This window comes from Arthrobacter sp. Y3221157, from assembly GCF_059089865.1.
On the sequence record NZ_JBNHFD010000048.1, the window covers coordinates 1 to 18,559 of the forward strand.

The window sequence follows — 18,559 nt, forward strand, 5'->3', positions numbered from 1 at the left end:
AGCGGCGCCTGCAGGCTGGCCCGGAGGGTCATGCGGGGGTCGAATGCGCCGTGCGGCTCCTGGAACACCAGCTGCACTGCCGTGGGCCGCCGGGCTGCGTCGCCGTCGAACCGCCGGCTGATGGTCCCGGCACTGGCCTCGTCAAGCCCGACGATCGCCTTGGCCAGGGTGCTCTTGCCAGACCCGGACTGGCCGAGCACGCCCAGGATCTCCCCGCGGCGGAGCGAGAGTGAGACATCTTCCAGCACAGGACTGCCGCGCCTGCGCCCAAAGCGCTTGCCCACCTTGTCCAGGACCAGCACGTCGCTTTCCCCGGGGGACGGACGACGCCGGGATGCGGGTGCCAGCTGCGCCGCCGCCAGCAGGTCCCGGGCATAGTCCGTTGTGGGGCGGGTGAGCAGCTCACCTGCGGGTCCGCCCTCCACGATGCTGCCGGAGTTCATGACCAGGACACGGTCCACGTACGCGGCAACGGAGGCCAGGTTGTGAGTGATGTACAGGATGCCGAGCCCTCGCTCGCGGCGTTCGCGGTCCAGCAGCTGCAGCACCTGGCGTTCCAGCATCTTGTCCAGGGCGGACGTGGGCTCGTCCGCCAGGAGCATGTCCGGCTGCCCGGCCAGCGCCAGGGCGGTCATGGCGCGCTGGGCCATGCCTCCGGAGAGCTGGTGCGGGAAAGCCCTGAGGCCTTTGCCGGGGTCGGCGAAACCCACTTCCTCCAGCAGCTCCAGGGCCTTGGCCCGGGCTTTGTGCCCCCGCAGCCCGGCGTGCAGGCGCAGCGGCTCTTTTAAGTGGTTGCCGATTGTCCGGTTGGGGTTGAACATCCGCTTGGGCTGCTGGAACAGCATGCCCAACCGCCCGCCGCGGACCGCATTGAGTTCGGGTTCGCCGGCGCTGGTCAGGTCTTGGTTCCCCAGCCGGATGGACCCGCCGGTGATTTCCAGTTGCGGGGGCAGCAGCCGCAGGCAGGACATGGCGGTGAGCGTCTTTCCCGATCCGGAGCTGCCCACCAGCGCCACGAACTCGCCAGGCTCGACGGCGAGGGAGACGTCGGAGAGCAAACGGCGGCCGTATCCGCCGTCGTCCGTTTTTTGCCGGACCTCCAGGCCGTCCAGCACCAGCCGGGCGCTCACGTGTCTGCCGCCGCAGGGAGCAGCAGGGGCCCGGCGGCCATGTGGGCGGCGCGCTGGCCCAGCAGTGTGACGCAGAGGGCAACCGTGAAGATGACCAGCCCCGGGGCCAGGATGCCCAGCGGTGCGCGGTCGGCGAACGGCTGCGCCGCGGCCAGCATGGAGCCCCAGTCCGACTGCGGCGGCTGGACGCCCAGGCCCAGGTAGGAGAGGGCGCCCACGCTGATGAGCAGGTGGCCGAACCGCAGGGTGGCCTGGCCCAGGATCGGGGCGGCAAGGTGCGGCAAGACATGCCGGAAGATAATGAAGCGCGGACTGCAGCCCAGCACCCGGGCGGCGTCCACGAATCCGCGGGCGGAGACGTCGTACGCCAGGGTCCGGGCCAGCCGGGCGAAGGGCGTCCAGCCGGTGACCGTGAGCGCCAGCAGCAGGGGGCCGAATCCGGTGCCGAGGGCTGCCACGATGAACAGCGCTACCACCATCTCCGGCAGCGCGAGCAGGACATCGTTGGTGCGGGTGAGGAACTCATCCACCCAGCCGCGGCGCCGGGCGCTAAGGATGCCGATGCCCGCGCCCAGGATGCAGGTCAGCACTGTTGCCAGTGCGGCGACGGACATGGAGAACCGGCCACCCTCCAGTATCCGGCTCAGCGTGTCCCGGCCCAGGTTGTCGGTGCCGAGCCAGTGCGCTGCCGACGGCGGTGCCAGGCGCAGTGCCAGGTTCTGCTCCGCGGGCGGGTAGGGCGAGATCCACGGGGCCAGGAGCACCGCCAGGACGATCAGGGCCAGGACCGACGCTGCCACGGTTGTTACGGTGATCCGGCTACGCAAGGGAACCTCCCACCGTGGGGTTGAGGAAGCGGTGGACGAAATCGGCAAGGGTGGTTACCGCCACGGCAAGCGCCACGACCACCACCACGCCGCCCTGTGCGAGGGGGATGTCGCTGTTGACCACGGAATCAAAGAGCAGCCGGCCCATGCCGGGCACCGCGAAGATCACCTCCACGATCACGGAGCCGCCCAGCAGCCCGGCAAACCAGACGGCGAACAGGGTGGACAGGGGTACCAGCCCGTTGGGAATGACATGCCGGACGATGGACTGGGCATGGCTCAGGCCGCGCGCCCGGGCAGCCGGGACGTGGTCCGCTGCTGCTGCGTCGATGATGCCGGCGCGGACCGCGGAGGTGAAGAAGCTGATGGGACGCAGTGCCAGGGTCAGGGCAGGAAGGACCGCCGAGGACAGGTCGTTCCACCCGGCCGTGGGCAGCACCGAGAGTTTGAGGGCGAAGACCAGGACCAGCACCGGCGCCACCCAGTACTCCGGCATTGCGATGAACGCCTGGCTCACGGCAGTGATGGCCTTGTCCGGAAGGCTGCCGGGACGCAGTCCGGAGATAATGCCGAGCGGAAGGGCGACGGCGGCGGCGAGCCCCAGCGCCATGGCCACGAGGCTGAGCGTGACGGCAAGCGCGGGCAGGACCTGCTCGGCGACGGGGGTGCGGCTGACGTAGGACAGCCCCATGTCGCCGCTGAAGAAGTTGCCCAGCCACCGGAAGTACTGGGCGGCCAGGGGATCGTTCAGTCCCAGGCTCTGGGCGAGGGCCTGGACGGAGGAGTCTTCGATGGCATCCCCGGTGACCCTGGACCGGATGATTTTCCGGACCGGGTCGCCGGGGGTGACGTAGGGGATGAGGAACACCGCGAAAGAGGACACAGCGACGGCGGCCACCAGGGTGGCCGTCCGTTTGGCGATGAACTGCAGCATGCGGTGGTCCTGAGGGGCTAGGAGGCGGCCTTGGCCGTCTTTGCCGTCAGGACGTACCGGGAGAGGGGATCCTGCACGTAGTTCAGGACATCCGTGCGTATCGCGTCGGTGGCCTGTTCGTTGACCAGCCAGGCGTTGACCGCCTTGTCCCGGAGGATCCGACCGGCTTCCGCGTACAGCTTGTACCGTTCGTTGGTGTCCACTGTCTTGGCCGCCTCGGCGATGATCCTGTCGTACTCGGCATCGCAGAAGTGGCTCAGGTTGTACGTGCCCTTGCAGGTGTAGTCGGCAGTCAGGAAGCCGATGGGGTCGGCGATGTCGATCAGCCGGTTGCGCTGGCTGAGCAGCATGTCGTAGTTGCCCGCCAGCACGTCAGGTTCCGCGGAAGCGTATTCCTTTGCCTGGATGGACAGCGGGATGCCGATGGTCTTCAGGTTCTCCTGGATGACCGCGGCGACGTCTGCGAACTCGGCGCGCTCCACGATGGCGATGATCTCCAGCGGGCGGTCAGGGGTGTAGCCGGCTTTTTCCAGCTGGGCGCGGGCCGCCTCCAGGTCCTGCTTGTGCTCCTCCTGCGCGTCGCCGGCCCAGGGCTCCGACGGTGCGAAAGGTCCCGTGGCGGGCAGGGCCGCGCCTTCATAGACGCTGGCAGCCAGGGCGTCCAGGTCCAGGGAATCGCGGATTGCCTTGCGCACGTCGACGTTGTCGAGCGGGGCGCGGCCGTTGTTCATGTACAACGTGGCGGTACGTGGTGAGTCGGCGCCCAGCACGGTGACGCCGGCAGCGCCCTTCAGGGTGGCCAGGCTGGCGACGGGGATGGAGAGGGAGATGTCCGCTTCGCCGGTCTGGACCTGGGCGGCGCGGGTGGCGCCGTTGGTGATGAAGCGGATCTCCGCCCCTGCCAGCTGCACGTCACCGCCCCAGTAGTTTTCGTTGCGGTCAAGCGTCAGCGACTGCTTGGTTTTTTCCGAGACCGCGGTGAAGGGGCCGGTGCAGTGCCCGAACGGGTCCACCTCAGTGTCCTTGTAGGCTGCCGGGGCGAGGATGCCGGTGTTGACGCTCGCCAGACGGTACGGGACCAAAGGGTTCTCGGCCGGGGTGCTCACACGGACGGTGCTTCCGTCCACGGCGCTGACATTGCTGATCATGGTGCGGTTGAAGGCGCGGGCAGGGACCTTGGCATCCAGGACGTGGTTCAGTGCGGCCACCACGGCTTCGGCAGTGAGCTTGGTTCCGTCCTGGAACGACACGTCCTGGCGGATGGTGAAGTCCCAGTCCAGCGGGGAAGATTGCTTCCATTCGGTGGCCAGGAACGGCACAATCTTGCCCTCGGCCTGGTCATACTTGGTCAGCGTCTCCAGGCAGCCGGAGAGGGAGAGGATGTAGGCGGCATCTGATTCGATGGCCCAGTTGGCCACCGGGGCCCGGAAGTTGTCCACCACGATGCGCTGGCTGGTGTCCGCGGCGGCGGTGCTTTGGACTGACTGCGTCTGGGTGCCGCTGAAGCCGCAGCCGGCCAGGGTGAGGGTGGCGAGGGCTGCCACGAGGACGCGGGGCCGAAGGAACGAGCGCACGAAAATACCGCCTTGCAGGGCTGCCGGGGAAGCAGGAACAAAAGATGGGAACGACTTAGGGTAGCCTTCCCTTCCTGAAAAGTGTGAATTTGATGTCGTTCCCGCCCGCCAGATGACTCGGCCGCCCAGCGGGCCTTGGAAGTCCCCATATCTGCCCAAAAATTCTGCTAAGGGCGGGCGGGTGTGGGCCAAACGTAACTGTTTGCCATCCAAGGCCGCCGCCCCACTCCCGCAGCAGCAGCGGGCGCTCTAGACTCAAGCCAACTGTGCGCAGCAGAGCGGCTGCCACACGACTGCCGGTCGCGGCAGGAGGGAGCTTGGCGGGTGAAACTGGGCATACCGCGGGAACACCGCGAGGGCGAGCGGCGCGTGGCCGCGACGCCGGAATCGGTCAAGCAACTGGCAGGCATGGGCCTTGAAGTGCTCATAGAGTCCGGCGCCGGTGAAGCCGCCGGACATGCGGACGACGAGTACCGCCAGGCCGGAGCCGCCGTCGTACCCCTGCTGGAAGCGAAGGAACTCGATGTCCTGGTCCACGTCCGGCCCCTGGACCCGCATACGGCCCTTTCCCTGAAGCCGGGGGCGGTAACCGTTGGCCTCGCCTCGCCGTCGTCCGAACTGGACACCGTGCAGGCGCTCGCGGCCGGGCGCATCACCTCCTTCGCGCTGGAACTGGTCCCCCGGATCTCCCGGGCGCAGTCAATGGACGCCCTCAGTTCCCAGGCCCTGGTGGCCGGCTACCGCTGCGTCCTGGAAGCGGCCATCCGGCTGCCGCACTTCTTTCCCCTCTACATGACGGCTGCCGGGACGGTGCCCCCCGCCAGGGTCCTGGTGCTCGGCGCCGGCGTGGCAGGGCTGCAGGCCATCGGCACCGCGAAGCGGCTGGGAGCCCGTGTCTTCGCGAACGATATCCGCCCCGCATCCGCTGACGAAGTCGCATCCATGGGCGGCACCTTCATCCGGCTGGACCTCGAGACGGTGGAAGCGGCCGGCGGCTACGCCCGCCAGCTCAGCAGCGACGCCGGAACCCGGCAGCGGCAGCTGCTGGCACCTCACGTCGCCCAGTCGGACGTCCTCATTACGACGGCGGCCATCCCCGGCAGGCCCGCCCCGCTCCTGGTGACCCGGGAAATGGTGCAGGGCATGCGGCCCGGCTCTGTCGTCGTCGACCTCGCTGCCGAATCGGGCGGCAACGTGGAGGGCGTGGTCGCCGGTGCGGATATCGCGGTCCCCACTGCCGACGGCGCCGGGCACGTGTGCCTGGTCGGGCTCAAGGATCCGGCGTCCGCAATGGCCTCGGATGCGTCCCGGCTTTATGCCAAGAACGTGGCAAACCTGCTGGCGCTCATGGTGCGGGACGGCACCGTTGCCCCGGACTTCGGCGACGAGGTGCTGGCGGGCGCGTGCCTGACCCACGACGGCGGGGTGCGGCACCAGCCCACCGCCGAACTGCTGGCACAGAGAATCCACGCACGGCAGGAAGGGGCACTCTGATGGACGGAATGAGCCTGCTGACCATCACCGTCCTGGCCGTGTTCGTTGGGTTCGAGGTGGTCTCCAAAGTTTCCAGCACCCTGCACACGCCCCTGATGTCCGGCGCCAACGCCATCCACGGCATCATCCTGGTGGGCGCCATCATCGTCGCCGGCCAGGCCAGCGACCCATGGGTCTTGGCCATCGCGCTGCTGGCCGTCGTCCTGGCCACCGCCAACCTGGTGGGCGGCTTCGTGGTCACGGACCGGATGCTGCACATGTTCCACGCGAAGAAAGAGGTCACCCGGCCGGCGGCGAAAAAGGCAGGCAGCAAATGATCCTCCTCGATCCCGTCTGGACGGCACTGCTGTACCTCGTGGCTGCCGTGTTCTTCATCCTGGCGCTGCGCGGCCTCAGCTCCCCGCGGACCGCCCGCCGCGGTAACCTCATCGGGGCACTTGGTGCCTTGATCGGCGTACTCACGGTGTTCCTGTCCGTGCGGCTGGACAACATCCCCTGGATCCTCGGCTCCATCGCGGTGGGCACCGTGGTGGCAGCCCCGGTGGCCCGGGGCGTGAAGATGACGCAAATGCCCCAGCTGGTGGCCATCTTCAACGGCGTCGGCGGTGGTGCCGCTGCCCTCGTGGCCCTCCTCGAACTGGCCCACACGGACGATCCCTGGGTACGTCTTGCCATCGTGTTCACGCTCCTGGTGGGCGCCGTCTCGTTCGCCGGGTCCGGCGTCACGTTCGCGAAGCTCCAGGAACTGATGACCACCCGTCCCGTGGTGTTTCCCGGGCTCCCCGTTGTGATGGCGGCGGTGCTGCTCGCCGCCGTGGCGTCCGCCGTCGCCGTCGTCCTCACCGGTTCCCCCGTCCTTGCGGTGCTGCTCCTTGTGCTGGGGCTGGCCGCCGGCGTCCTGCTGGTGCTGCCTGTGGGAGGGGCGGACGTTCCCATCGTGATCTCGCTGCTGAACGCGTTCACCGGCCTGGCCGTCGCCGCGTCCGGCGTAGTGCTCGGCAACGTCCTCCTGGTGGTGGCCGGCACCCTGGTGGGCGCCTCCGGTACCATCCTCACGCGCGCCATGGCCGCAGCGATGGGGCGCAGCGTGGCCGGCATCCTGTTCGGCGCCTTCCGGGGAGGGTCGACGGCGGGTTCCAACGCCGTGAGCGAACGTCCCGTCCGGTCCTCCAGTCCGGAGGATGTGGCGGTGCTGCTCGGATACGCGCAGCGGGTGATCATTGTCCCCGGCTACGGCTTGGCGGTGGCGCAGGGGCAGCATACGGCGGCGGAGCTGGCTGACGCCCTGGAAGCGCGGGGCATCGACGTCGATTTCGCCATCCATCCGGTGGCGGGCCGGATGCCCGGGCATATGAACGTGCTCCTGGCAGAGGCCAACGTGCCGTATGAGTCGCTCAAGGAAATGGGGGAGATCAACCCCGAATTCAAGACGGCGGACGTGGCGCTGGTGGTGGGCGCCAACGACGTAGTGAACCCGGCAGCCAAGACCTCCTCCGGTTCGCCGATCTACGGCATGCCCATCCTGGAGGTGGCCGAGGCGCGGCAGGTAGTGTTCCTCAAGCGCTCCATGCGGCCGGGTTTCGCTGGCATCGAAAACGAGCTGCTGTACCAGCCGCAGACGTCCCTGCTTTTCGGCGATGCGAAGGAATCTTTGGCGCAGGTGCTGGGAGCAGTGAAGGCGCTGTAGCCTGCGGACGTTGCCACACCGGCTCCGAACCCGGCCCCGGCAGGCTACCCTTCTTTCAGAAGTAGCCTTTCCAATTGCCACCGAAGGACGCCATGACTGCCACCCGCCCGCTCACCCCCCAGCGCGCAGCCATCATTATCAATCCGGCCAAAACGGTGGACATCGACGTCAAGGAACTTGCCGCCCGGCACGCCGCCGAAAACGGCTGGGGCGAGACGATGTGGTTCGAGACCACCAAGGAGGACCCCGGCGTGGGCCAGGCGAAGGAGGCCCTCGCCCAGGGCGCCGACATCGTGATTGCCGGCGGCGGTGACGGCACCGTACGGTGCGTGGCCGAAGTCCTCTCCGGCGGGGAGGTCCCGATGGGCCTGCTGCCGCTTGGCACGGGCAATCTGCTGGCACGCAACCTGGGCATGGACATCACGGACTTTGACGGTGCCATGGCCGGCGCCCTCGCAGGAACCGAGCGCAAGATCGACGTCGTCCGCGCCCGCCGGAGCGACCCTGACATGGAACAGCTGTTCCTGGTGATGGCGGGCGTTGGCTACGACGCCACCATCATGGCGGACACGGACGAGGAGCTGAAGCACAAGGTGGGCTGGCTGGCCTACGTGGACGCCGGCATCCGCAACCTGCCAGGCAAGCCGGTCAGGGCTACCGTTGTCATCGACGGCAAGCGGGCCGTGCACCGCGGGGTCCGCAGCGTCATGGTGGGTAACTGCGGCAAGGTCCAGGGCGGACTGGAGATCTTCCCTGAGGCGAAGATGGATGACGGGCTGCTGGATGTGGCCGTCCTGGCCCCCCACCATGGGCGGCTGGGCTGGCTCTCGGTACTCGCCGGAATGATCGTCAAGGGCCGGAACAAGGATACTTCCGTGGAGTATTTCCAGGGCAAATCCGTGGAAATCATCCTGGAGCACAACGACGATTACCAGCTGGACGGCGACCATGAGGGCCAGGGCAAGCACGTCCTGATGACCCTGGATCCGGGGGCCCTGACCCTGCGGATGTAGGTGTTGCTACCCCAGCAACCTGCCCCACCGCGGCTCCAGCAGCGGTGCGTTTGCGAGCTTCAGGGCATGCCACAGCGTCACCGCCACCGAATCCAGCACGGCAACGCCGGTGCTTTCCTCGATTTCCGCCGTGATGTTGGCGCCGTAGAGGTTCGTGCACAGGTACACCAGTGCGTCCGGGGATGCAGCTGCCAGTTCCCGCGAACCGGGCCGCATTTCATCGTCGGTGACCCGGGCAAACGACTCGTTGTCGCTTAGGCCCAGGGCACGGTGGTCAACTGTCTTGATCCCGTCCCGTTCGTAGGAAGCGACGATTTGGCGGTTGACGTCCTCCGTGTACGGGGTGAACAGCGCCATCCGTTCTGTGCCGAAAGTCCCAAATGCCTCGAGGTAGGCCAGGGTGGATGTGGTGGCGGGGATGCCGGTGGCGTCGGTAATCTCTGCCACGAGTTCACGGTCGTGTGCAGAACCGAGCCAGGAGCCGGAGGTGCCGTTCCAGGCAATAACGTCCACGTCCGCCGTCGCAAGAAGCGTGGCCGCCTCGCGCATGACAGTCGCATCGAACTGCCGGTGGGAAGAATCGTCCAAGGCGATCCTGGTGACCGGAATGCGGGTGAAATGGACCGTGACGTCGGTGCGGTTACCGAGGATCCGGTAGGTCTGCGGCTCCAGGCAGGTGTTGGAGGACGGCACGATCATGCCGATCCTGCGGGGCCGTGTTGTCGCTGGCATATGGGGTGCTCCTAGATAGCTGCGGCGTGGGTAACGCCGGCGGGGGAGATGGACTGGTGCTGGCGGAAGCCGTTGCGGGCGAGGAAGCGGCCGGCGGCGCCGGGATCGTGGAATCCCTCCCCGTCCAGCACCACCCGGCCGCGGGAAACAACGACGGCGGGCCAGCCGGCCAGCACGTCCCCGTGGAAAGGCGAAAAGTCGGTTCCCATGTGCAGGTTCGCGCCGTCAACGGTGCGTTCCTCGGCGGGGTCGAAGATGACGAGGTCGGCGTCGAACCCTTCGGCGATGCGGCCTTTTCCGGGCACGGCGTTAATCCGCGCCGGGCCGGCGGAGAAGGCCTCCACGAAGGCCTCCACGCTGGCGCCCTCGGCTGTCATTGCCGTGAAGGTGACGGGCATCCTGGTCTCCACGCCGGGCAGGCCATGCGGCATGGCGCGGACGTCGTCAGTCCGTTCGCGCTTCTGGGAGAGGTCGTAGCAGGAGTGGTCCGAGGACATGGTGTGGATGGCACCGGTGGCCAGCCGTTCCCTGAGCGCGGCCACTGTCCGGGCGCTGCGCATGGGAGGGCAGCAAGCGAACCACTCCGGAAAGGCTGAGCCGTAGACCGAATCGTCCAGGGTGACGTAATGCGGGCAGGTCTCTGAGAAGGCCTCCAATCCACGGGCGCGCGCATTGGAAACCAGGTCCACCGCCCCGGGTGTGGACTGGTGCACGAAGTACACGGGAGCACCGGTGTATTCGGCCATGGCCAGGGTCTCCTTGACGGAGGTTTCTTCGGCCAGCTCGGGCCGGGTCCGGTGCAGGTGCCCGATGCCGATCCGGCCATCCTGCGCGTGCTGTTCCGTGCAGTCAGCGATGATGGGGTCGTGCTCGGCATGGATGTAGGTAAGGCCGTCCAGCCGGACCATCTCACGCATGACCTTGAGGATGGTGTCCCCGTCGGCCATGGTGGTGCCGCGGTTGGTGGTATACATCTTCACCGACCGCACCCCTTCGGCGGCGAGCTGCTCCAGCTGCCACGGCACCGTTTCGTCCCAGTTGATCACGGCACCGTGAAGGGCCACGTCGCACCGGGATTCGATGGCCAGCTCCTTCTTGTTCAGGACGGCGGCGAGCGGTGTTTCTTGGGCGTCCCGTGGAATTCCGAAGTCGATGATGGTAGTAGTGCCGCCCCACAGGGCTGCGGTGGATGTGGTGCGGTAGTCGTCCAGGGTGCGGAAGCGGCCTGTCACCTGGGCAACATGGCAGTGGCCGTCCACGCCGCCGGGTATCACCAGCCTGCCCGCGGCGTCGATGGTCCGTGCGGCGGCAGGCGCTGGCCCGGCGGCGTCGGCGAGTTCGGCGACCAGGCCGTCCCGGACCACGATATGGGCGGCCCTGCGCCCATCGCTGTTGACCACGGTGGCGTTGGCAATGACAAGGTCTGGCTGGCGGGACATCGGTGTCCTCCTTCGGGGAAAGCTGCTGCTTCAGGCGGTGGGCAGCGCGGCGACTGCGCTGTCCTGGGCTGCGGTGAGGGCTGCGTCGAGGTCCGGGCTGAGGCCGGCGCGGAACTTGGCGGGCGGCGGAGCGAAGGCGCCTGCACGGTGCGGGCCGGACTGGAGTCCCGCCACCGCTTCCGCCATCCGGATTCCGGCGGAGATCCCGTCCACCACGGGAACAGGGATCTGTCCCTTCAGTTCGCGGGCGAGCCCGGCGAGCGGGGCTCCTGCCAGGATGACGACGTCGGCGCCGTCCTCCGCCACGGCCTGGCGGCTCAGTGCCAGAAGGGTTTCCTTGAAGTCCTGCTGGACGGAGCTGATGCCCTTAAGGGATTCGTTGATCGAACGGAGGGAGGCCAGCCGTCCGGCAAGGCCGAACCGGTCCACGCAGTCCTGGTACCAGGGCCTGATCCGGTCCGAGATGGCGATGATGGAAAAGCGGTGGCCTTGCAGTGCGGCGGCGCAGAGCGCAGCTTCGGTAATGCCGATGACGGGCACGCCGGCCAGTTCCTTCAGCGCCGGCATCCCGGGGTCGCCGAAGGCCGCAACCACCACTGCATCCACGGTTTCAGCGCCGGGGAGGGTATGCGTGGCAATGATTTCAGCCACGGCGCCGGCGGCCACGAGGGATTCAAAGCGGGTCTCGATGTACTCCATACCGTAGCGGGCCGTGCGGACCACCAGCTCGGTCCCGGGCGCGGCGGAGCGCAGTGCCTCGGATTCGATCAGGGCTGTGACATCGTCGCTGATGTTGGGGTTGATGACCAGGAGTCGCATTATCTCTTCCGGTGAAGTTGGGGTTCGGTTTTTTGGAAGTCCTCCGGGAATTGCTCCCGGTACTTGCCGATGTGGGACGCAGACTGTGCCGCGGCACGGTCGGGATCGCCGCTGGCAATCGCGGCATACAGTTCGCGGTGTTCCCTGATCAGCTCCGGCAGGTCGCTCACATGGCGGAACAGCCAGTGCATCCGGCCCTGCAGGGGCTCCAGTGCCGACTTAAGGAAGTTGTTGTCGGCGATGCCTGTGATGGCATCGTGGAATTCGCTGTTGGCACGGTGTGCTTCCATCACGGCGCCCTTGGCCAGGAAATCGTCTGCGCTGTCCAGCAGCCCCTTCAGGTACGCAAGGTCTTCTGCGGTGGCCCGCACAGCGGCGAGCCGGCAGGCCAGGACTTCCAGGGACTGGCGGACATCGAAGAGGTCCTCCACATCCTTGGGGCTCAGGGTGCTGACTTCTGCTCCCCGGGCGCCCCGGTCGCTGATCAGCCCCTCCTGGCGGAGCATGCGGAGTGCTTCGCGGACCGGAAGCCTGGAGACGGAGAATTCAGCCGCGAGGTCGCGTTCCACCAGCCGCGTGCCGGGAGGGTAGTGTCCTTCGAAAATCCGGGTGCGGAGCGTGTCCCGGACGGCCTCGCGCAGCGGGCGTTCTTTGTCCTGGGTTTCTTCTGCGGTCAGCATGGTGCTCCAATCGGATTCTTGATGGACACGGCTCCCGGCAGCGGGAACGCGGATCAGGTGTTGCCTTGGATGGCTAGCTTAGACAGGAAGCCGCTTGTTGTAGTTCAGCGTCAGCACGGAGGCGCCCATGACAATCGCCGAGCCCACGAAGTAGAGCAGCGCCCAGGTGTAGGAGCCCGTTGCACCCACAATCAGTCCCACGGCGATGGGAGTGACGAAGCCGGAGATATTGCCGCTGAAGTTCATCGCCCCGCCCAGGACACCCGCATTCGTGCGGCCGCCCAGGATGGAGGGGATGCTCCAGAACAGGCCCACCCAGCGCAGGAAGAACATGACAAGCGAGAGCAGTGCGACGGCGGTGGTGGGGTCCGCGACCAGCGTGACGCCAACCAGGCCGCCGATGACCACGGCGCTGGAGATGCCCAGCAGGGTGCGCATGACGCGGTTGGCCGACGCGCCGGAGGCCCGCCACTTGTCGGCGATGGTGCCGCCGATGATCTCGCCCACGAAACCTGCTCCGAAGATCACGAAGGTGGACCAGCCGATGGTCTTCAAATCGAAGCCCTTTGCCTGTGCCAGGTAGAGGGGTCCCCAGGTCAGCAGGCCGTAGAACACGCCGTTGAACCCCAGCCATCCCAAGCACATGGCCCAGAAGGAACGGAATTTGAGGTAGGGGAGCAATGCGCGCTTGCCCTGGCTGCCATCCAGTTTTGCCTCGGCATCCTCTTCGGCGTGGGAGGCCTCGATATAGGCAGCCTCGGCCTCGTTGACCCCACGGTGCTCCCGGGGATTGTCGCGGACGTACCACCAGACGGCCACGCCCATGAGTACCGTGGCGGCGCCGGCGATGACGAACGCCCAGCGCCAGCTGCCGGTGGCCGCGATGAGCCCGGCGATGATGATGCCGCCAAGCCCGGCACCCAGGGGAGCGCCGGCATCGAGGATGGTGGCACCGCGGCCGCGTTCGGATTTGTGCATCCAGATGGCGTTGAGTTTTCCGCCGGCGGGCATCACGCCCGCCTCGGTGACGCCGATGCCCATCCGGGCGATGAACATGCTGAGGAAACCACCTGCCATGCCGGATGCGGCAGTGGCCGCACCCCAGCCGACGCATGAGGCGGTCATGACCTTGCGGGGTCCGAACTTGTCGATCAGCCAGCCAACCGGAATCTGCATCAGGGCGTAGGTCCAGAAGAAGGCGGAGAGCAGGAGGCCCACCAGTTCAGGAGCGAGATTGAACTCCTTTTGGATGATGGGGAGGGCAACCGAGATGGAGCCCCGGTCAATGTAGTTGACGGCAACGAGGACCAGCAGCAGGAGGAAGAGCTTCCAGCGGACGGAGGTGCGCCGTTGCACGCCGTCCTTGCGGGTCTCGCCCGGGGTCTGGTCTGGGGAAGTATCGCCGGCGGACGCCGCCGTTGTCTCGGTGTTTGGAATGGACACAGCTTCTCCTTCACGGGGAAGTAGGGGAAGTATACGGATGGGGAAAGTGCGGGATGGGCGGGCCGGCGCTGAGATGGCGGGTTCCGCGGAATCAGGGGCAACGCGTCGGCCGGCTATCCGGAGCGCCGGCTGTTCAGGTTTGGGATCCCGCTTTGGGATCCCAAAAACAACGGTAGGAGTGACCCGCGCCACTGTCAAGGATTTTCCCGAAGTCCCCTCCGGAAACTGCTGCAAACGGATTGTGACCGCCGCGAAGCCGGGCAGGTAGTGCTATTCCGGTGGCGCGGGCGACCTGTATGCCAGGATTTCGGCGAGTTCTGCGAGCCGGTGGGCCCGGGCGGACTCTGCCGGTGTGAACGGTTCGCCGGGCCGGGCGAAGGTGATGGGGCCGTGCCATGCGGTGGGGATCTTGAGCCGGGTGCCGGCGTCGTTCGCGGCGGGGGCCGCAGCCTCTTCGGCCGGGGTGAGGATCCGGGCCCGCAGCAGTTCCGCCACGGCAAGCGGCAGTTCATCGGGTGCATCCGCGATCCGCGCGGCAAGGCTCAGCGCGCGGGTCTGTCCGTCAGCCATCGCCAGGCTGGTGGTCGGCCACACCCGCGGGGCGGAGCCGCCGGCGTCGGCTAATGCATCTAGAAGCTCGCGCTCGCCGATACCGCCGGGTGCGGCAAGGACAAACTCGTCCAGGACGCCGCCGGGCACCGGATGCACGTGGATGCTCAGGATGTTGGTACCTGTCCGGGCCAGCGCCCTGGTGACACACTGCAGCGAGCCGGGCTCATCGCGCAGGATGGCGCGCGCCCGCCACAGCGCGGGTGCGGTGCCCAGCTTCCTGCGCAGCCGCAGGGCGGGCGCGTGCAGCCAGCCGCGCAGGATCCTGCTGGCCGAGGGTTCGGCCACCCAGATGACCAGGACAGTGGCGGTGACCGCCAAGGCCAGCACTTTTGCCAGGTATGGCAGCTCGGTGCCCACCACCAGGGCATGCACCAGGAGTTCGATCGGGAGCATCACGGCCACGTTCGCCAGGGTCAGCCGCGCCTTAGTCGGCTCGGGCATCAGGCCGCAGACTTCACAGCTCAGTTCGGCCGCGGGGGAGTTCCGTGCACTGGGCTTCATGGCATAAGCATCACGGGCCGCTGTTTCAGTGGCATTGCCTCCTCGTTCCATTCAAGGGAACCCGCCGGCACCACGGCGCTGTGCCTGCTGATCGGGATCTCCGCGAGGATTCTGCCCCGCCACCGCACCCCTGGACCAGCCCCCGGCCCTTCCGCCGGACCACCGACGAAAAGCGGGCGGCCTGGCTGGAGGGCCTCGGCTACCTGGTGGCTGCCGGACTCGCCGGAGCGCTCGCCACCTGGGCCGGGGAACGGCTGGGATTCAGCCACAATTACGCCAGTATCTGCTGGCCCAGGTCTTCGTGACACCGCTTGCCCTGATCTCCACGCTCCTGGTGGTCCCGTCCTCGCCCGCCATCCTGCTCCGCGACCGCATCATTGAAACGGTGATTGGAGCCGCCGTCGGCATTGCCGTGGTTCCTGGCCCCGGTTGCCTGGCGCCGGTTCCAGGAACGGACGACGGCGGGCTGACCGCTTCCCAGCGGCCCGGTTCGCTGGATGCCGGACCATTGGCGTACCTCGCGGAGGCCTACACGGAGTGCCCGGGCGCACGCTAGCCGAGCAGGCGCCCTATGGCGGCCGCAACGGCGGCCGCGTCCGGCTCGTCGTCGCGCCGTACGGTCAGCAGGTGGAGCAGGAGGCCGTCGCCATAGTCCGCCACGTCCCGTGCCCGGGACGGTGCGTCCGGGACGCCCATCGCCACCAGCATCTGTTCCAATCTGCCCACCAGAAGCCGATGCCCGGCCGTCACGGCCTCGGGATGGTCCAGGGAAAGGGCCATTCGGGCGCGGGTCAGCCCGGTGTGCTGCCTGGCCAGGCCCAGCACCATCGCGGCGAGTTGTCCGGCCAGTTCGGCAGTGTTCGACGGCGGGCCGGCCGGGCCGACGTTCCGCAGGAGTTCGGCATCCAGTTGCAGCAGGCGGTCGAGGACTGCATCAACCAGGGCTGCGCGGTTGCGGTAGTAGTTTGACGTTGTCCCTTCCGTCAGTCCTGCTGCGGCATCCACTGCCCGGTGGGTGAGGCCCTTCATCCCTTTGTCCGCTACCACGGTCAGTGCGGCATCGAGCAGTTGGGTGCGGCGGTCCGGCATGAAGCCAGTCTAGTGACCTGTTCCGGTTCTACTACAAAAGTAGTAGTATTTGCCCATGGAAACGATCTCGATTGTGGGAGGCGGCATCGCCGGGCTGGCGCTCGCGGCCTGCCTGGATCAAACCCGGTTTCGGGTCACTGTCTATGAGAAGCGGCCGGAACTGCCCGCCGTCGGAACTGTGCTGGCGATGTGGCCGAACGCCCAGCGTGCCCTGGCGCGGATTGGCATCCTCGCGGAGGCGCGGGCGGCCAGCCCGGTGATCGGCAGCGGTTCCATCCGTAACGCTGCTGGACAGCCCTGGGTCACGGTGGACGGCGGCGGGATGTTCGGCATCTCCAGGACCCACCTGCTCCGGTTGCTTGATTCGGCCGTGCCGGCAAGCGTCTGCCGCAACACGGCTCACGTCCGGCGTCTTCCGGCGGAGGGCGGCCTGGTGGTGGGTGCCGACGGTGTTCACAGTGTTGTCCGCCGCGACGTGTGGGGCGAGGCCAGCAATGCCCGGCTTATGCCCTACCTTGCCGTGCGCGGCACGGTCCCTTCCCCCGTCACTCCCGGGGACGTTGGGGAGTACTGGGGGCGCGGCGACCTGTTCGGAATCGCGGCCGCGCCGGGCGGCACCAACTGGTACGCCAGCTGGTGCTCCGGGCTCGGCCCTGCCGGGATCGACGTGGCAGAGGCGCTGGAGCAGGCACGGCAACGTTTCGCCGGGCATGCGCCGGCGATCCGCCAGGTGCTGACTTCTGCCGTTCCCGACTTCTCCCTTGCCCAGAGGATCTGGACCACTCCGCCGCTTCACAGCTTCGTCCGTGGCCGCGTTGTCCTCATTGGGGACGCGGCGCACGCAATGACTCCCAACCTGGGCCGCGGTGCTTGTGAGTCGCTCGTGGACGCGGTAACACTGGCAGACCTGCTCAACAGCCTTCCGCCAAGTCAGGCACTCGCCTCGTACAACAGGCAGCGACGGCTGCGCACCCGTGCCCTCAGCATGGGGTCGATGGCATTGATGCGGCTTGCCCTGGCAGACGGTGCCCAGCCCTTCCGGGACCACCTCCTGAACCTGGCCCGATGGCGGAACGGAAGGGCCGCCGTCGGAAGCGGCACAGCGGCCTGATCAGGGCACGGGCGCGGCTGGAAGCTTGCTGTCCTCCCCTGAGGCGGACGCGGCGGCATATGGCGGCTCTGCCCCGGGGGAGGCTGGAGCAACTGCAGGCAGGCGGTTCTTTCGCGCTCTTTTCCGGCCGGACCGCCCGGTACGCCTTGAGCATGCGCAGCGTGAAGGGGATCTTTGCGGTGACGAACGCGATCAGCAGGATCACCGGCTTGCGGAGTGTGACGCCCCGCGGCCGCTCTTACGCCATGGCGGTATGGGCGGCACTGTGCGCGTGGATGCTTTTGGCGTAGCAGTAGGAATGCTCCAGACCCACATAAGGGCCGAAATTCGGTACCGGCTCGAACCCGGAATTCTGGTAGAAGTTCCGGCCGTCCGGCTGCGCGGAGCCGGCTTCCGCCTTGATGCGCGTGATTCCCTGCTTGAAAGCCTCCGCTTCCAGTGCCGCAAGGATGGAGCTGGCCACGCCCGAGCCGCGCGTGTACGGGACCACATACAACCGCTTGATCTCTGCAGTGGTCGGGTCCAGGAGTCGCAGGCCGCCGCACCCCACGGGTTGGCCCGACCCTTTGTCATAGGCAACGATGAAGACGGCACAGTCAGCGCTCGACGGCGGTGTGCCTGGTTCGTGGTCCGTGGTGCCGAAGCGGGCGTCGAGTTCCGCCTGCTGCGCCCGGCGCAGGTCTGCCCCGACGGGATTCGACCAGGAAACCTGGCGGATGTTCAGCCTCGGATTGGTCTGCATAAGTGCCTCGTTTCGCCGGAGGGTTATGCACTAAAAGGCTAGAAGCATGTGGTTACGCGGGTGTTTCTTCCGGGTAAGGGGCCGGCTAACACCAAGGGCCAGCAATAACCAGGTTACTTGGCGGTCTAGTTATCAGGCAGTCTAAACTATTGTTATGGTTTCCACAGGTAACGAAGGCTCCGGCTACTGGTACGGTCCGGACGGGCAGCTGGACTATGGCGCTGCCGTTTTGAAGTCCCTGCGCGATTACCGCTCGGCAGAGACCACAATGCGCCGGTCCACCAGGGACTCCATGGGGATGGGGGAAACCGACCTCCTGGCGCTGCGGTACCTTCTGCGGGTGCAGGCCTCGGGCAAGGCCGTGGTGCCCAAGGACCTGAGCCAGTTCCTCGGCATCACCAGCGCCTCCACCACCTCGCTGATCGACCGGCTGGTGGCGAGTGGTCACGTCCGGCGCGAGGCTCACCCGTCGGACCGCCGGTCCGTCGTCATTGTCCCCACGGTGGAATCGGATAAGGAAGTGCGCGAGACGCTGGGTGCCATGCACCGCCGGATGATGGCTGTTGCGGAAAGCCTGACCGCGGAGGAGGCGCGCGTGGTAGTGGAATTCCTGAAGCGGATGACCGAGGCGGTCAGCGCGCAGGAGGCCAGCATGCAAAAAGTAGCTAGCTGGACTAGCTAGCTTGACTAGTAATATGTAAGCTTACGATCGGTCCTCTGAATGAACTGCCC

General features: G+C 67.2%; 18 protein-coding genes and 1 pseudogene. 7 read left to right on the forward strand and 12 right to left on the reverse strand.

Annotated elements, in window-relative coordinates; all coding sequences use genetic code 11:
* From AC5RTT_RS12830 to AC5RTT_RS12845, 4 genes are all read right to left on the reverse strand, one after another.
* On the reverse strand, nt 1–1,130 hold a 1,130-nt coding region (locus AC5RTT_RS12830), incomplete at its 3' end, for an ATP-binding cassette domain-containing protein (protein ID WP_494145517.1).
* Nucleotides 1,127–1,957, reverse strand: a complete 831-nt coding sequence (locus AC5RTT_RS12835; RefSeq protein ID WP_494011487.1) for an ABC transporter permease — start codon at nt 1,955–1,957, stop codon at nt 1,127–1,129. The genes AC5RTT_RS12830 and AC5RTT_RS12835, both read right to left, overlap by 4 nt.
* Nucleotides 1,950–2,891, reverse strand: coding sequence for an ABC transporter permease (locus AC5RTT_RS12840; protein WP_494145518.1), 942 nt, complete (start codon nt 2,889–2,891; stop codon nt 1,950–1,952). Before AC5RTT_RS12840 ends, AC5RTT_RS12835 begins: the two co-directional genes overlap by 8 nt.
* 17 nt (nt 2,892–2,908) lie before the next feature.
* Nucleotides 2,909–4,465 carry an ABC transporter substrate-binding protein gene (locus AC5RTT_RS12845; RefSeq protein WP_494145519.1) on the reverse strand — a complete coding sequence of 519 codons (1,557 nt, stop codon included), beginning with the start codon at nt 4,463–4,465 and terminating at the stop codon, nt 2,909–2,911.
* Nucleotides 4,466–4,789: 324 nt separating this feature from the next.
* Between AC5RTT_RS12845 and AC5RTT_RS12850 the strand changes: the two genes are divergently transcribed.
* The 4 genes from AC5RTT_RS12850 to AC5RTT_RS12865 all read left to right on the forward strand — a co-directional run bounded on the left by AC5RTT_RS12850 (nt 4,790) and on the right by AC5RTT_RS12865 (nt 8,659).
* Nucleotides 4,790–5,959: a Re/Si-specific NAD(P)(+) transhydrogenase subunit alpha gene (locus AC5RTT_RS12850; protein ID WP_494145520.1), complete on the forward strand. Its 1,170-nt coding sequence runs from the start codon at nt 4,790–4,792 to the stop codon at nt 5,957–5,959.
* Nucleotides 5,959–6,276 carry an NAD(P) transhydrogenase subunit alpha part 2 gene (locus tag AC5RTT_RS12855; protein ID WP_494145521.1) on the forward strand — a complete coding sequence of 106 codons (318 nt, stop codon included), beginning with the start codon at nt 5,959–5,961 and terminating at the stop codon, nt 6,274–6,276. The genes AC5RTT_RS12850 and AC5RTT_RS12855 overlap by 1 nt, the downstream gene beginning before the upstream one ends.
* A complete protein-coding gene (locus AC5RTT_RS12860; RefSeq protein ID WP_494145522.1) occupies nt 6,273–7,646 on the forward strand; it encodes an NAD(P)(+) transhydrogenase (Re/Si-specific) subunit beta in 1,374 nt (457 codons plus the stop codon). The genes AC5RTT_RS12855 and AC5RTT_RS12860 overlap by 4 nt, the downstream gene beginning before the upstream one ends.
* Nucleotides 7,647–7,738: 92 nt before the next feature.
* Complete coding sequence (locus AC5RTT_RS12865; protein WP_494145523.1) at nt 7,739–8,659, forward strand: diacylglycerol/lipid kinase family protein; 921 nt, start codon at nt 7,739–7,741, stop codon at nt 8,657–8,659.
* Nucleotides 8,660–8,665: 6 nt separating this feature from the next.
* Here the strand turns inward: AC5RTT_RS12865 and AC5RTT_RS12870 are convergent, their stop codons facing one another.
* The 6 genes from AC5RTT_RS12870 to AC5RTT_RS12895 all read right to left on the reverse strand — a co-directional run bounded on the left by AC5RTT_RS12870 (nt 8,666) and on the right by AC5RTT_RS12895 (nt 14,885).
* Entirely contained in the window at nt 8,666–9,391 is a 726-nt protein-coding gene (locus AC5RTT_RS12870; RefSeq protein ID WP_494145524.1) for a maleate cis-trans isomerase family protein, read from the reverse strand.
* An 11-nt stretch (nt 9,392–9,402) separates the two neighbouring features.
* Entirely contained in the window at nt 9,403–10,830 is a 1,428-nt protein-coding gene (locus AC5RTT_RS12875) for an amidohydrolase family protein (protein ID WP_494145525.1), read from the reverse strand.
* A 30-nt stretch (nt 10,831–10,860) separates the two neighbouring features.
* Entirely contained in the window at nt 10,861–11,649 is a 789-nt protein-coding gene (locus tag AC5RTT_RS12880; protein ID WP_494145526.1) for an aspartate/glutamate racemase family protein, read from the reverse strand.
* Complete coding sequence (locus tag AC5RTT_RS12885; RefSeq protein ID WP_494011497.1) at nt 11,649–12,329, reverse strand: GntR family transcriptional regulator; 681 nt, start codon at nt 12,327–12,329, stop codon at nt 11,649–11,651. The genes AC5RTT_RS12880 and AC5RTT_RS12885 overlap by 1 nt, the downstream gene beginning before the upstream one ends.
* Nucleotides 12,330–12,407: 78 nt before the next feature.
* Nucleotides 12,408–13,772 (reverse strand): MFS transporter, encoded by a 1,365-nt coding sequence (locus tag AC5RTT_RS12890; protein ID WP_494051919.1) that lies wholly within the window; start codon nt 13,770–13,772, stop codon nt 12,408–12,410.
* A gap of 270 nt (nt 13,773–14,042) precedes the next feature.
* Nucleotides 14,043–14,885 (reverse strand): amino acid-binding protein, encoded by an 843-nt coding sequence (locus AC5RTT_RS12895; protein WP_494145527.1) that lies wholly within the window; start codon nt 14,883–14,885, stop codon nt 14,043–14,045.
* Nucleotides 14,886–14,954: 69 nt separating this feature from the next.
* Here AC5RTT_RS12895 and AC5RTT_RS12900 point away from each other — a divergent pair.
* Nucleotides 14,955–15,355: pseudogene (locus tag AC5RTT_RS12900) on the forward strand (FUSC family protein); the annotation flags it as partial.
* An 82-nt stretch (nt 15,356–15,437) separates the two neighbouring features.
* Here AC5RTT_RS12900 and AC5RTT_RS12905 read toward each other — a convergent pair.
* Nucleotides 15,438–15,974 (reverse strand): TetR/AcrR family transcriptional regulator, encoded by a 537-nt coding sequence (locus AC5RTT_RS12905; protein WP_494145528.1) that lies wholly within the window; start codon nt 15,972–15,974, stop codon nt 15,438–15,440.
* A 55-nt stretch (nt 15,975–16,029) separates the two neighbouring features.
* On the opposite strand from AC5RTT_RS12905, the gene AC5RTT_RS12910 reads away from it, so the two are divergent.
* The gene (locus AC5RTT_RS12910; RefSeq protein ID WP_494145529.1) at nt 16,030–17,085 is read left to right on the forward strand and encodes an FAD-dependent monooxygenase; all 1,056 of its coding nucleotides are present in this window, start codon (nt 16,030–16,032) and stop codon (nt 17,083–17,085) included.
* 238 nt (nt 17,086–17,323) lie between these two features.
* Here the strand turns inward: AC5RTT_RS12910 and AC5RTT_RS12915 are convergent, their stop codons facing one another.
* Nucleotides 17,324–17,827 carry a GNAT family N-acetyltransferase gene (locus AC5RTT_RS12915; protein ID WP_494145530.1) on the reverse strand — a complete coding sequence of 168 codons (504 nt, stop codon included), beginning with the start codon at nt 17,825–17,827 and terminating at the stop codon, nt 17,324–17,326.
* Between the two features lie 154 nt (nt 17,828–17,981).
* On the opposite strand from AC5RTT_RS12915, the gene AC5RTT_RS12920 reads away from it, so the two are divergent.
* Nucleotides 17,982–18,509: a MarR family winged helix-turn-helix transcriptional regulator gene (locus AC5RTT_RS12920; protein ID WP_494145531.1), complete on the forward strand. Its 528-nt coding sequence runs from the start codon at nt 17,982–17,984 to the stop codon at nt 18,507–18,509.
* The last annotated feature ends 50 nt before the right edge of the window (nt 18,510–18,559 follow it).